Origin of the sequence: Mycobacterium aquaticum (assembly GCF_002086485.1) — a bacterium.
Classification (GTDB): domain Bacteria; phylum Actinomycetota; class Actinomycetes; order Mycobacteriales; family Mycobacteriaceae; genus Mycobacterium; species Mycobacterium aquaticum.
The window spans coordinates 138,582-152,592 of record NZ_MVHF01000005.1 but is presented as its reverse complement, the minus strand read 5'-3'; the positions used below and the strand labels follow the sequence as shown (position 1 = coordinate 152,592).

The 14,011-nt window shown below is 65.2% G+C and carries 11 protein-coding genes; 2 read left to right on the top strand and 9 right to left on the bottom strand.

Going from position 1 to position 14,011, the window contains the following annotated elements; translation table 11 throughout:
* Positions 1 to 5: 5 nt before the first annotated feature.
* The 5 genes from BST13_RS07630 to BST13_RS07610 form a co-directional block, all read right to left on the bottom strand.
* Positions 6 to 1,361 carry an ammonium transporter gene (locus tag BST13_RS07630; RefSeq protein ID WP_170064266.1) on the bottom strand — a complete coding sequence of 452 codons (1,356 nt, stop codon included), beginning with the start codon at positions 1,359 to 1,361 and terminating at the stop codon, positions 6 to 8.
* Positions 1,362 to 1,536: 175 nt separating this feature from the next.
* A complete protein-coding gene (ftsY, locus tag BST13_RS07625) occupies positions 1,537 to 2,979 on the bottom strand; it encodes a signal recognition particle-docking protein FtsY (protein ID WP_425436991.1) in 1,443 nt (480 codons plus the stop codon).
* A 69-nt stretch (positions 2,980 to 3,048) separates the two neighbouring features.
* On the bottom strand, positions 3,049 to 6,636 hold the full coding sequence (smc, locus tag BST13_RS07620; protein ID WP_083162233.1) for a chromosome segregation protein SMC: 3,588 nt from the start codon (positions 6,634 to 6,636) through the stop codon (positions 3,049 to 3,051).
* A 26-nt stretch (positions 6,637 to 6,662) separates the two neighbouring features.
* Positions 6,663 to 6,959 carry an acylphosphatase gene (locus BST13_RS07615; RefSeq protein ID WP_083162231.1) on the bottom strand — a complete coding sequence of 99 codons (297 nt, stop codon included), beginning with the start codon at positions 6,957 to 6,959 and terminating at the stop codon, positions 6,663 to 6,665.
* Positions 6,956 to 7,375: an OsmC family protein gene (locus tag BST13_RS07610; RefSeq protein ID WP_083162229.1), complete on the bottom strand. Its 420-nt coding sequence runs from the start codon at positions 7,373 to 7,375 to the stop codon at positions 6,956 to 6,958. Before BST13_RS07610 ends, BST13_RS07615 begins: the two co-directional genes overlap by 4 nt.
* A 153-nt stretch (positions 7,376 to 7,528) precedes the next feature.
* Here BST13_RS07610 and BST13_RS07605 point away from each other — a divergent pair, with 153 nt between their 5' ends.
* Positions 7,529 to 8,170 carry an Rv0361 family membrane protein gene (locus tag BST13_RS07605; RefSeq protein WP_245839435.1) on the top strand — a complete coding sequence of 214 codons (642 nt, stop codon included), beginning with the start codon at positions 7,529 to 7,531 and terminating at the stop codon, positions 8,168 to 8,170.
* Between the two features lie 555 nt (positions 8,171 to 8,725).
* Here BST13_RS07605 and BST13_RS07600 read toward each other — a convergent pair.
* A complete protein-coding gene (locus tag BST13_RS07600) occupies positions 8,726 to 9,559 on the bottom strand; it encodes an alpha/beta fold hydrolase (RefSeq protein ID WP_245839440.1) in 834 nt (277 codons plus the stop codon).
* A gap of 183 nt (positions 9,560 to 9,742) precedes the next feature.
* Between BST13_RS07600 and BST13_RS39680 the strand changes: the two genes are divergently transcribed.
* On the top strand, positions 9,743 to 10,885 hold the full coding sequence (locus BST13_RS39680; protein ID WP_083162225.1) for a glycosyltransferase: 1,143 nt from the start codon (positions 9,743 to 9,745) through the stop codon (positions 10,883 to 10,885).
* A 938-nt stretch (positions 10,886 to 11,823) separates the two neighbouring features.
* Here BST13_RS39680 and mutM read toward each other — a convergent pair.
* Genes mutM through BST13_RS07575 form a run of 3 tightly spaced genes read right to left on the bottom strand, consistent with a single transcriptional unit; the run spans position 11,824 to position 13,958 of the window.
* Positions 11,824 to 12,678 carry a bifunctional DNA-formamidopyrimidine glycosylase/DNA-(apurinic or apyrimidinic site) lyase gene (gene mutM, locus BST13_RS07585; protein ID WP_083162221.1) on the bottom strand — a complete coding sequence of 285 codons (855 nt, stop codon included), beginning with the start codon at positions 12,676 to 12,678 and terminating at the stop codon, positions 11,824 to 11,826.
* A gap of 3 nt (positions 12,679 to 12,681) precedes the next feature.
* The gene (rnc, locus tag BST13_RS07580) at positions 12,682 to 13,374 is read right to left on the bottom strand and encodes a ribonuclease III (RefSeq protein ID WP_083162219.1); all 693 of its coding nucleotides are present in this window, start codon (positions 13,372 to 13,374) and stop codon (positions 12,682 to 12,684) included.
* A complete protein-coding gene (locus BST13_RS07575) occupies positions 13,371 to 13,958 on the bottom strand; it encodes a YceD family protein (RefSeq protein ID WP_083162217.1) in 588 nt (195 codons plus the stop codon). The genes rnc and BST13_RS07575 overlap by 4 nt, the downstream gene beginning before the upstream one ends.
* Between the last annotated feature and the right edge of the window lie 53 nt (positions 13,959 to 14,011).

Genomic DNA, 14,011 nt, shown 5'->3' with positions numbered 1-14,011 from the left:
TTTCCTTATTCCTCCCCGCCGCGACGACCGAGAACAGATCCGGTTCCGACTGCAACGAAGTCGTACGCGCTTTCCGCATGTTCGGCCTCGTCAATGCCGGACGCCTCCTGTTCTTTGTCCAGGCGCAGGCCCACGGTGTATTTGACAATCAACGCCAAGATAGCGGTACCTACCGCCGAATAGAGTAGAACCGCACCGGCCCCGACCGCCTGTCGCCACAGCTGGTCGAACCCGCCACCGTAGAACAGGCCGGCAACTCCGGCAGGGGCTTCCTTGGTGGCCACCAGGCCGACCAGAAGCGTGCCGACGATGCCTCCCACCAGGTGGACGCCGACGACGTCGAGCGAATCGTCGAAACCGAACTTGAACTTCAGTCCCACCGCCAGCGCGCACAGCACGCCCGCGGACACCCCGATGACGAGTGCGCCCACGACGTTCACCGATGAGCACGACGGCGTGATGGCAACCAGCCCGGCCACGATGCCCGAGGCCGCACCCAGCGAGGTCGCATGGCCGTCCCGGATGCGTTCGGTGAGCAGCCAGGCGAGCATGGCCGCCGCGGTCGCCACCGTGGTGGTGATGAAGGTCGCGCCCGCAGCCCCGTTGGCGGACACCGCGGAGCCGGCGTTGAACCCGTACCAGCCGAACCACAGCAGACCCGCGCCGAGCATCACGAACGGCAGGTTGTGCGGACGCATCGGAGTGGTCGGCCAGCCGAGCCGCTTGCCCAGGATGATGGCAAGGACAAGGCCTGCGGTACCTGCGTTGATGTGCACCGCCGTGCCACCGGCGAAGTCAATTGCCTTGAGCTGGTTGGCGATCCAGCCGCCGTGGTGAACGATGGCGTCGGTCTTGGGATCCTTGACGTCGAAGTCGAACACCCAGTGCGCGACCGGGAAATACACGACCGTTGCCCACAGTCCGGCGAACAGCAGCCAGCCGCCGAACTTGAGCCGGTCGGCGACCGCGCCGGAGATCAGCGCAACGGTGATGATCGCGAACATCAACTGGAAGCCGACGAACACGGTGGCGGGGATGGTGCCGGCGAGCGCGATGGGCGCGTCGGCCGATCCGTTCGTGCCGATCAGCCCCTTGAGGCCGAAGAACTGGGCCGGGTCACCGATCACCCCGGCGGTGTTGTTACCGAAGGCAACCGAGTAGCCGTACAGCACCCACAGCACGGTCACCACGCCCATGGCGCTGACGCTCATCATGATCATGTTGAGCACACCTTTGGCGCGCACCATGCCGCCGTAGAAGAAGGCCAAGCCCGGCGTCATCAACAACACAAGCGCCGCACTGGCCAGCATCCACGCCGTGTCACCGGTATCCGGTGCGCCCATCAACGGGAATTGCTCCACTCGCAGTTTCCTCCTTCACCACGCCACGGCCGCAAGGATTTACGAACCGTTGACCTGGTTCAAGACAATGCTGAGTGGATGTTTCCGCGACGACGCCGTCGTGTTTCGCTCGCGTGAACGGATGGCCGGGTCGCGTTTCGCCGGTGTTACACCGTGCGCTTTTGACGCCGAGAGCTCAGCCGAGGAGGGCGTCGACGAACGCGCCCGGCTCGAAGGGGGCCAGATCGTCGGGCCCCTCACCGAGACCGACGAGCTTGACGGGAACGCCGAGTTCCTGCTGCACGCGGAACACGATGCCGCCCTTGGCCGTGCCGTCGAGCTTGGTCAACACCACGCCGGTGATGTCGACGACTTCGGCGAACACCTTGGCCTGAGGCAGGCTGTTCTGCCCGATGGTGGCGTCAAGGACGAGCAGCACCTCGTCGACGGCGGCGCGCTTCTCCACCACCCGCTTGACCTTCCCGAGCTCGTCCATCAGACCGGTCTTGGTGTGCAACCGGCCTGCGGTGTCGACGACGACGACATCGGCACCGGTGGAGATGCCCTCATCGACCGCATCGAAGGCGACCGACGCGGGATCGGCACCCTCCGGGCCACGCACCACATCGGCACCCACGCGCGCCGCCCAGGTCTCGAGTTGGTCGGCGGCAGCCGCTCGGAAGGTGTCGGCGGCACCCAGCACCACGCGGCGGCCGTCGGCCACCAGCACGCGTGCGAGCTTGCCGACAGTGGTGGTCTTGCCGGTGCCGTTGACACCGACCACGAGCAACACCGACGGCTTGTCGGCGTGCGGCAGGGCACGAATCGAGCGGTCCAGCTCGGGCCGCAGTTCGGAGATGAGCACATCGCGCAGCACCGTACGGGCTTGCGCCTCGGTGCGCACCCCCTTACTGGCCATCTGTGACCGCAGCGCGGCGACAACGGATTCGGTGACGACCGGTCCGAGGTCGGCGATCAGCAGCGTGTCCTCGACCTCTTCCCAGGAGTCCTCGTCGAGGTCACCACCACCGAGCAGCCCGAGCATGCTGCGGCCGAGCGCGTTCTGAGACTTCGACAATCGGCCACGCAGCCGGTCCAGCCGACCTTCGGTCGGGGCGATCTCCTCCAGCGCGGGCGCGGCGGGCGCCTCGGGTTCGACGGGGGCGGCAGGCGCCTCGGGCTCGACGGGCGCTTCCGGCGCCTCCGGTTCGGCAGCGGGCGCCGGGGCTTCTTCGACGACCGGTTCGGCCTCGGGCGCCGGTGCCTCTTCTACGGGGGGTGCTACCGGGGGTGCGGCCTCCTCGACGGGAGGTTCGGGCAACCGCACGTCGGAGATGGGACGCTTCGGAGCGTCGCGCGGGATCGTGGCATCGTCACCGACCGCGGGCAGTCCGCTGGTGTCGATGCGCTCCACTTTCGGCGGCGCCGCCTTGGGAGGCGCAGGTGGAGCGGTCGTCGATTGGCTGAACGTTATGCCCGAGGACGCCGTGTACCCGCCCGAGCGGTCGATCGGCTTCGCGGCGGTGTCCGGGCCCGACAGGCTGATCCGCCGCCGCCGGTAGCGAACCAATCCGACGACGAGCGCAGTTACCAGCAGAACAGCAATGACCGCTATCGCGATCCACAGACCTTCCGACACGGCAGCCATTGTCTCAGGGGTGCCGCGGCCCGACGATCCGCCCCGCACCAGCGGCCAGGGACCCGTCGCTCAGCCGGAGTTCGACACCAGCTCCTGGCCGCGCATCCGCTGGGAGATCACCGTGGTGATGCCGTCGCCGCGCATCGTGACGCCGTAGAGGGCGTCGGCGACCTCCATGGTCGGCTTCTGGTGCGTGATCACGATCAGCTGCGACTTCTCCCGCAGCTGCTCGAAAAGGCTGATGAGCCTGCGCAAGTTGACGTCGTCGAGGGCGGCCTCGACCTCGTCCATCACGTAGAAGGGCGAGGGACGGGCCCGGAAGATCGCCACGAGCATCGCCACCGCGGTCAGCGACTTCTCGCCACCCGAGAGCAGCGAGAGCCGTTTGATCTTCTTTCCGGGCGGCCGGGCCTCGACCTCGATGCCGGTGGTGAGCATGTCGTCGGGATTGGTCAGCAGCAGCCGGCCCTCCCCGCCCGGGAACAGAGTGGAGAACACCTGCTCGAACTCACGCTCGACATCGGTGTAGGCCTCGGTGAACACCTGCAGGATGCGGGTGTCGACGTCGGCGATGACGTCGAGCAGGTCCTGACGGGCCGCCTTGACGTCTTCGAGCTGGGTCGACAGGAAGTTGTAGCGCTCCTCCAGCGCGGCGAACTCCTCCAACGCCAGCGGGTTGACGCGGCCCAGCTCGTTGAGTTCGCGTTCGGCCTTCTTGGCCCGGCGTTCCTGGGTGGGCCGGTCGAACGGCATGGGCGCCGGTGCGGTGACCTGCTCGCCGCGTTCCTTGGCCTGCTCGTACTCGGCCATCTCCAGCTCGGTGGGCGGCAGCGGCACCTGCGGACCGTACTCGGCGATCAGATCGGCCGTCGGCATCCCGAACTGGTCGAGAACCTGGGCCTCCAGTTGCTCGATGCGAAGGGACGCTTGGGCTTTGGCCACTTCGTCACGGTGCAACGCGTCGGTCAACTGGTTGATCTTCGCGCCGAGCTCGTTGACCTCGTCGCGCGATTTCGCGAGCGCGGCCGCGCGCATCTGGCGCTCGGTGGCCAACCCGTCCCGCGCCCGCCCTGCCACTGCCACCACGGTGCTCAAGCGTTGCGCCACAAGGCGTCCCGATTCAGCGACGGCCGCGGCGACCTTGGCGGCCTGCTCGCGGGCCTCCCGGGCCCGCAGTGCCCGCAGCCTGGCCTCACGCTCGGCCGCGGCTGCCCGGCGCAGTGAATCCGCCCGTCCGCGAACGGCATTCGCACGCTCCTCGGCGGTGCGGACCGCCAACCGGGCTTCCACCTCGACCGACCGGGCGGCGTCGGCCGCGGCCACCGACTCCTGCCGGTCGACCGGTTCGGCCTCGAACATCGGCGCCTGTTCGGCCCCGTGCAACCGGGCCTCGAGTTCGACGAGCTCTTCGACGGTCTTGGTCCGGCCGGCTTCGAGCTCATCGCGTTGTTTGATCAACCGCTTCCACTCGTCCTCGGCGACGCGGGCGTCCTGACCGAGGCGCCCCAGCTGCTCGTAGATCGACGAGATCGCGGCGTCGGACTCGTTGAGGGCGGCCAGCGCCTGCTCGGCGGCGATCTGACGCGCGGATTGCTCGGCCAGGGCGCCGGACAGGGCTGCGGCCAATTCCCCCGTCTGCTTCTCGGCAGCTTCGAGTTCGGTGCGGGCCTTGTCGATCTCGGCAGCGATTTCCAGAGTGCTGGGCTTGCGGTCGGATCCACCGCTGACCCAGCCGGCGCCGACCAGGTCGCCGTCGGCGGTGACCGCACGCAGCTCGGGGCGCTGCGAGACCAACCGCAGACCGGCGGTCATGTCGGACACCACCGCGACCCCGGACAGCATCGCGGCGATGGCACCGCGCAGCCGGTCGGGAACGGTGACGACCTCGGCCGCCCAGATCGCGCCGTCGGGCAGGGCTGCGGCCGGCGACGATCCGTTGACGGGCCAGTCGCCGAGCAGGATGGCGGCCCGACCGCCGTCGGACTCCTTGAGGGCGGCCACGGCTGACGCGGCGGCACCGAAGTCCTCGGCCGCCAGGGCGTCGGCAGCCGCTCCGAGCACCGCCGCGACCGCGACCTCGTACCCGCCGCGGACCTTCAGGAAATCCCCGATGGAGCCGAAAAGACCTGAGCCACTACGGTTTTTCTGCAACCACGCGGCGCCGTCGCGGCGATCAAGACCGACCGAGAGCGCCTCGATACGGGCCCGCAGCGAGGCCACCTGACGTTCGGCGCTGCGTTCGGCGGCCTGCAGCTCGGCGACGCGTTCGTCGGCCAGCCGCAGCGCGGTCACGGTGCGGTCGTGGTGGTCGTCGAGGCCCACTTCCCCGGCGTCGAGTTCCCCGACGCGGCCCTGCACGGTCTCGAATTCGGCCTTGGTCTGCTCTACGCGGTTGGCGGCTTCCTCGATGCTGACCGAGATCCGCATGACGCTTTCGTCGATCGACTCGACCCGCGTGCGCATGGTGTCGACCTGCCCGGACAGCCGGGCCAGCCCTTCCCGGCGGTCGGCCTCGGCGCGGGCCGCGGCCAGATGCGCGCGCTCGGCCTCGGCCGCCAGGCGTTCGCGCTCGGCCAGTTCGGCGCGCGCGGTCTCCAGCGTGATGCGGGACATCTCCAGCTCGCCGAGCAATTCCATTTCGAGTTCGGCGACCTCTTCGGCCTCGGCCTCCAGTTCCTCGGGGTCACGCCCCGAGGAGGCTTCGGGCTCCGCCTCCAGCAGCTGGGCGCGGTCGGTGGCGATGCGCACGGTGGCGCTGACCCGCTCGGCCAGTGCGGAGGCGCGGAACCAGGTCTGTTGCGCGGCCTCGGCGCGCCGGGTCAGGTCCGCGACTGCCGCCTCGTGCGTGTCGTGCTCGACCGTCGCGGCCGCCAACCGGGCGGAGACCACCTCGTGCTCGCGGCGCAGTGTGCTCTCGGCCTGGTTGGTGTTCTCGAACTCGGTGCGCCGCGTGACCAGGTCATCGGCCGCGAGCCGCAACCGCGCGTCGCGCAGATCGGCCTGGATGGTCGCCGCCCGGCGCGCCATCTCGGCCTGGCGGCCCAGTGGCTTGAGCTGACGGCGCAGTTCGGTGGTCAGGTCGGTGAGCCTGGCCAGGTTGGCGGCCATCGAGTCGAGCTTGCGGACCGCTTTTTCCTTGCGTTTGCGGTGCTTGAGCACGCCCGCGGCTTCCTCGATGAACGCGCGGCGGTCCTCGGGGCGCGATTCCAGGATTTCGGCGAGCTTGCCCTGCCCGACGATGACGTGCATTTCCCGGCCGATACCGGAGTCACTGAGCAGTTCCTGCACGTCCATCAGCCGGCAGCTGCTGCCGTTGATCTCGTATTCGCCCGCGCCGTCACGGAACATCCGGCGGGTGATCGACACCTCGGAGTACTCGATGGGCAGCGCGTTGTCAGAGTTGTCGATGGTCAGGGTGACCTCGGCACGGCCCAGTGGCGCGCGCGAACTGGTGCCGGCGAAGATGACGTCTTCCATCTTGCCGCCACGCAGCGTCTTGGCGCCCTGTTCGCCCATCACCCAGGTCAGCGCGTCGACGACGTTGGATTTACCCGACCCGTTGGGCCCGACGACGCAGGTGATGCCCGGTTCGAAGCGCAGAGTCGTCGGCGAGGCGAAGGACTTGAAGCCCTTCAGCGTCAGACTCTTGAGGTGCACGGCGACTTACCCTACCGCCGAGTCGGCTACCGCTCGTGAAAGCCCGTCATCGGTGCGCCCGCATCGGCCCAATCGACGACGACGTTGTCCACTGCACCTGGGGTTTTGCCGCTCTGCAGCAGGTCAAGCAGACGCTCACAGGCGGCACGCGGGCCCTGCGCCACGACGTGGACGCGGCCGTCGGGCCGGTTGGAGGCAAACCCCGTCAACCCCAGTTCCAGGGCCCGGGCCCGGGTCCACCAGCGGAACCCCACGCCCTGGACGTGGCCGTGCACCCAGGCACTGAGCCGCACCGGCTGCTGCGGGGGTTCCGGACCGGTCACGGGGTTGTGACCTTGTCCACAACCTCGAACGTCACCTCGGTGCCCGATTTCAGGGTCCGCCCGACGGTGCAGACCTGGTCGATGGCGCGCTCGACAACCGTCAGCAACCTGGCCCTTTCGTCCTCGGAGAGCCCGGACAGGTCGACCTCGAGCTTCTCGGCCAGCAGCGGATACCGCTCCTGTTCGCGGTCGGGCGGCCCGGTCACCCGGATGGTGGTGGAGTAGTCGTCGCCGAGACGACGCCGCAGCGGGGCGTCGCTGCTCATCCCGCTGCACGCCGCCAAGGCGATCTTCATCAGCTCTCCGGGGGTGAACACGCCCTCGACGTCTTCACTGCCGACGAGCACCTCTGCACCCCGGGAGCTGCGCCCGGTGTAGCGGCGGACGCCGGTACGTTCCACCCACAGTTCAGTCATGCGGTATTTCTACACGCCGCGACGATCCGCTATTCCCCGAGGGGAAGGCCCTTCATACCCATGTCGCGCCCCACGTCCGCGCGACCGCCGCGGCCGTGTGATAGGCCGGACGGACGATAAACTCGACGTACCGCCGTTCTGCTGAGGAGCACGATGACATTTCCGTCCGGACCGCACGACCCGTGGGCACAGCAGCAGCCGCCCCAGCCGTACGGGCCGCCGCAACAGTACGGAGGTCCTCAGCAGTACCCCGGGCCGCCCCAGTTCGGTGCGCCTCAATACGGCGGTCAGCAGTACGGCGCTCCGCAGTACGGTCAGCCGCCCTATGGCTACGGCATGCCGCCGCAGCACACCGGTGGCAGTCGCAAAGGATTGATCATCGGTGGCGCCGTCGCGGCCGTGGTAGCTGTCGCGGCGATCATCGGCGTGGTGATCGTGATGATGATGCCGTCGAGTGACGAGCGCGCAATCGGCCAGCTGCTCAAGAACATCGGGAATTCCGGCAACAGCATCTCGGACATGAAGAAGTATGTCTGCGCCGGTGACCGCAAGATTCTCGACGCCATCGACACCAGCGGCTTGGAGAAGTACGGCATCAACGTGCCCAAGCCCACCATCAAGGCGCCGTCCGGGTCGGCCAAGATCAGCGACATCAAGGTCAACGGCGACCGGGCCACCGCCAAGGTCGAAGCCGGCGGCAGCACCAACAGCATCTATTTCCGCAAGGAGAGCGGCGACTGGAAGCTGTGCACCACCGACTCGCCGGGCCTGGCGAACCTGCCGTCGCTGCCGTGATGTCCGGGCACGGGCCAGTCACATCCGATCCGGGTGCGTACTGATTGTTGGATTCGCGGGATCATGACGTGTGCCTTCTGATCTCGGTGATGAGGCGCTGTGCGAGGAAGATGCTTCCACACGGCCGAACCGTGCTCTGTGGCGCCGAAAGCCGCGGCGGATAAACGCTGCGGGTCTTTGTCCAGGTCGAGAATCGCTATTGCCACTGTCGCTGGATTACTGGCTGTCTGCCCAGCAGCCAGCCCGGCTCGTCACTGAGCTCGTCGATGACCATCTGGATCTGTTCCCGCGTTCATGCCGTCTGCACCGACGATCGCGGCGAGCGGCAATACGATCCGCGGCTTATGGACCCTGCACTACGGCTACATCGCCGGGGTCCTTACCCGCAGGCAATCGCCCGGTTCTGCAAATGCCATCTGTCGGTCCTCAGGAAAGTTGACCGCGTCCTGATCCATCGTGCCGACCACACCGCTTTCCCAATGATGGCTCTCGGCCAACCCCCGCACTCCGCTGCTTCCTGGGAAAAGAAACGGTTCAAGTTCGAGTAGGCCCGCGCTACGGCGAGCCTGCTGCAGACATGAGCGCGCTAACGCAGTCGGCAGTCAGCTTGCTGAATTGCTTGGCGTTTTCATGATGAGCCAGGTGGCCAGCCCCAGTGACGACCGTCAGTCGTGCTTCCGCAATCTGCGAGCGCAACAATTCAAGCTCTGCCACCGATGACATCGGATCTGAATTCCCGGCGAGAATCTCAACGGGACAACGAACGTGAGCGGCGAAATCAATACAGCCGTGACCTCCAGCCATGCGCAGATGGTCACCTACTGAACGCGGATCGGCGCACAGGCCGTGTTCGATGTTGGACCGCATGATGATCTGACGCGCACCATTGAACTTGCTTCTGGCATATAGGAGGTTCGTCGCGTACTCGACAAGGCGCGAGCGGATGTACGCGTCTGCGACCACCCGCGGGCAATCCCTGAGCAGGCTTCCGCTGGCATCAACAACGAGTTGCGCAAGACGACCACGAATCCCAGACTGAGATGCCTGCGCTCTAACTACAGGAGACACCAACGCGAGGCCGTGCAACCAAGGTGGTCGCTTGGCCGCTAGAGAGATAGCGACAGTAGCGCCGAACGAGTGCCCCAGTAGGACTGCTGAATTTTGGATCTCGGGCAGAGTTTCCAACGTTTCAAGTATGACCTCGGTAAGTTCGGCGAGCGTCTCCACGCGCGCTGGCGCGCTGGGCGATACGCCATTGCCTGGCGGATTCACTACGATGACCCCGAACCCGGCTTCTACAGTGTTGCGGAGCAATCCCCTTAGTCCCAGGTCTGTGCCTTTCCACCCCGGAAGCGCAATCACGGTCCCGGCCCGACCCCCTTCACCCATCGCCGAGACGACGACTTCTGCGCCCATCCGAAGCCTCACAGTCGAGTACGTGAACGCCATCAGTTCTCTCTTTGCATGGGTATGTGTACCGTCCGCCGTAGGGCTAGCCAAACGCCAGTAGGCTGGCACTAACGATATAGGAGGCTAGGAGCTACTGATGGCGTCGCAAGTTGGCCCTAACTAATGAAGATCGTTTTGGCGTGTGACACGTTTACTCCTGACATTAACGGTGCCGCGGTATTTACTCAGCGTCTAGCAGCCGGCTTGGCGGAACGGGGACACGAACTACACGTAATTGCGCCATCACCAACGGGTTATTCGTATCAGCACATATATGATAACGCGCGAATCTATCGCATTCCTTCGTTTCATTACCCATGGCATTCAACATTCCATATCGCGGACTTTCGACGTACACCGCGCGGCGTCTACCAGTTACTGCATGATATAGAACCCGACGTCGTGCACATCCAATCTCACTTCGTGATAAGTCGTGCCGCAGCCCGAGCATCGTCACAGCTCGGGATACCTTGGGTAGCTACAAATCATTTCATGCCTGAAAACTTGCGAAGTCAGTCGCCAATTGCTATACCGGACATCATATATAGGGTCCTAGCCAGATGTGCATGGAAAGACGCGGCGCGTGTATTGAATCACGCCGGCGCGGTCACAGCTCCTACGTATCATGCTGCCGAGATACTCCGGCGCCGGGCCGGCGTCGCAAACGCGATACCCATCTCGTGCGGCGTCGACATCTCAGCATTCACCCCGAACGATGAGCGCATTTCATCCCAGCCGAGTGTCCTGTTCGTGGGGCGACTCGAACTTGAGAAGCACGTCGATCAAATCATCCGTGCATTACCAATCATGACGTGTCCGGCGGAGCTGCGCATCGTTGGCACGGGTTCCCAGGAACGTTCGCTGCGCGACCTCACCACGGCGCTAGGATTGCACGACCGCATACGCTTTCTCGGCTACCTAAACGACGATCAGCTGATAGCCGAGTTCAATTGTGCGGGCGCATTTTGCATGCCTGGTACGGCAGAGCTACAGAGTATTGCGACCCTAGAGGCGATGGCAGCGGGCCTGCCCGTCGTCGCGGCAGACGCTCACGCGCTACCGGAACTTGTGTCACCAGGCGTAAACGGCGAACTGTTTCCGCCAGGCGATGTGAAGCGACTCGCCTGGGCACTCGATCAGGTCCTTCTTGATGAGCAACGTCGCACCGCTTACGCCAAGTCCAGTCGAGAATTAGTAACTCGACATGAGCTCTCACGAACCGTTGAAGAATTCGAAAAGCTATACGCCAATACGTCAATTACTTGAGAGGAATCTTCTCTTAATAGCGCCCGCCGATATTCCGGAGCCGACCGTCGGCGAGATGCAGGAACGTGGCGACGAACAACCAAACTATCCCGATGAATATAATTGAATAGCTGATAACAACCGCGGTATACCAGCAGTCATGAAGGAAACCTCGATGAGCTGCATGGAGGCATACGACCGTAAGGACGGCGGCTAAGATGTAGGGTGCCGGATAGGCGACTATCGCAATAAACTTCATGGGTAGATTGGATTTTATAAAGTCAGTCCAATCTGTTTCCGCCCGCGATCCGATATGTGATGGCTTGCGCCCCCAGGACTGACTTATCGTGTCAGGTGCTGACTTCATTAACTCTGCTTCGATCTCTTCGATCGACCTGGAGCGCACCAATCCAATGCCGAAGAGAATCATATGGTATCCCGCGAATGCCCAGGCCGGATACGGTAAGGCATACAGGACCGGAGACGGTGGCGGGCCTTTGTCACTAAGTACATGCAGCGCACTGAAAGCAAATGTGATGTAGGTTGTGGCGGCGAACCACAGACCGAATGTATTCGTCAGGACACTACTGCCTGCAAGTCGCTCGGCTCCGTACAGTGCGAGTAGCGCATCCTGGTCAGACTTCGCCGGTGACGGAGCGTTCCATACGAACACACTGCGTCGTCGAAAGGACAACCGGACCCCCAAATGTGACGTCGGCTCTTGGATCAGACGGCACGCACAACCTACCTCAACTGCGCTTCTTCGGTGACCACACGGAAGTTCCGCTATCACTCGCTACAGATCGGAGGGAAACGGTGTCCATTGATCCGCGACACTTCAGTAGCCCTAAGCCGCGGATGGTGCAATATGACCGGGGTGTGGGTCGCTGAGACACTGGCCCGATCGACCTAGTCTGACTGACCACCCGACTTGCGGATGATTGCGCGCAACGAAACGCCTACCGCCGCGCCCGCGGGCGTGGCTGGCATTTCGGGCAGTAGAACGACGACCGGTTCATGAACTTGTCGCGCTGCATCACCGCGCCGCACCGCCGGCACGGCTCCCCTTCGCGGCCGTAGGCGTCCAATGACCGCTCGAAGTACCCGGATTCACCGTTGACGTTGACGTAGAGCGAATCGAACGACGTACCGCCCTGCGCCAGTGCTTGGGTCATCACGTCGGCGGCCGCGTCGAGCAGCTCCCCCAGCCGGGAACGTGGCAGCGCCGAGGCCAGCCGGGCTCCGTTCAGTTTTGTGCGCCACAACGCCTCGTCGGCATAGATGTTGCCGATGCCCGACACCACGGTCTGGTCCAGCAGCTGGCGTTTGATCTCGGAATGCTTGCGCCGCAACACCGTGACGACGCCGTCGCGGTCGAAGCGGGGATCGAGCGGGTCACGCGCGATATGCGCGACGGGCTGCGGAACCTCCGAGCCGTCGACCTCGACGAGGTCGGTCAGCTGCCAGCCGCCGAACGTCCTCTGGTCCACGAAACTCAGTGCGGTGCCGTCGTCGAGCAGCGCTGCGATCCGCAGATGACGGTCATCGGCGATGGGGCCCAACAGCATCTGGCCGCTCATGCCGAGGTGCACCACCAGCGCCGACCCGTCAGAAAGGGTCAGCCACAAGTACTTTCCGCGCCGACCCGTGCCGGTGACCTGCACGTCGAGCAGTCGGGCGGTCAGATCGGCAGGCCCTGCCTCGTGCCGGCGCACCGCGCGCGGATGATGCACGCGTACCGCGGTGATGGTCTTGCCCGCGACATGCTCCTGCAGGCCCCGCCGAACAACCTCTACCTCGGGGAGTTCGGGCACTTCTCACCCATCGTCGAGCGCCTGCCAGGCCGCTGCGGCGGCCTTCAGTTCGGCTTCTTTCTTGGTGCGGCCCACTCCCCTGCCGTACTCGACCTCGGCTACCACCACCGTCGCGGTGAACTCCTTGTCGTGGTCGGGGCCGGTCGAGCTGACCAGGTAGACGGGCGCTCCCATGCCGCGGGCGGCGGTCAGCTCTTGCAGGCTGCTCTTCCAGTCCAGACCCGCGCCCAAAGTCGGTGCGGTGTCGAGAAGTTCACTGAACAATCGCAGGATCACCTCGCGGGCGGTACCCAGGCCATGCTCCAAATAGATTGCGCCGAGCAAGGATTCAACGCCGTCGGCGAGAATGCTGGATTTGTCTGCGCCACCGGAGTTTTCCTCACCCTTACCGAGCAACAGGTGGGCACCGAGGCCACCGTCGCTGAGTCCGCGGCCGACATCGGCCAGCGCCTGGGTGTTGACGATGCTGGCCCGCAGCTTGGCCAGGTCTCCCTCGGATCGGTCCGGGTGGCGGTGATACAGCTCCTCGGTGATGGTGAGCCCGAGCACGGCATCGCCGAGGAATTCCAGCCGCTCGTTGGTGGGCAGCCCGCCGTGTTCATACGAGTAGCTGCGGTGGGTCAGCGCAATGGTCAGCAACTCACTGGGAAGCACGACCCCGAGTGCCTCCAGCAGCTGTGCATGCGCTTCGCTCATGCCTGGTGTTGGTCCCCGTCATCCGGCGGCAGCAGCGTGGCCAACTTCGCCCACCGCGGATCGAGCTGCTCATGGTGGTGCCCGGGTTCGGCGGTGGCCAGCGGGACGCCGCACTGCTGGCACAGTCCCGCGCAGTCCGGCCCGCACAGCGGAGAGAAGGGCAGCGCCAGGCCGACGGCGTCGATGATGGGCTGTTCAAGGTCGACGGTGTCATCGATGACCCGACCCATCTCGTCTGATTCCGTGGTCTCGTCGGTGGCGCTGTCGGGATAGGCGAACAGTTCGGTCAGGTCGATTTCGATGTCGCCGGTGACCGGCGTCAGGCATCGTGCGCACTCACCGACCGTCGGCGCGGCAACCGTTCCGGTCACCAGCACCCCCTCGGAGACAGATTCCAGCCGCAGGTCCAGCTCAAGCGGTGCACCCGCCTCGATGGCGATGAGTTCCACACCGATACGTACCGGGCTCGGCACCGTTTCGCGGTGAGTAATCATCGAGCCGGGTCGCCGGCCGAGTCGGGAGATGTTGATGACCAGCGGCGACCGTGTATCGCGGTGCCTTCCCGCGTTTGCGTGCGTCGCCATGCAGCAATCCTACGGCGGCCCTGTCAGCTGAAAATAACGCCTCCGGCGCCCGC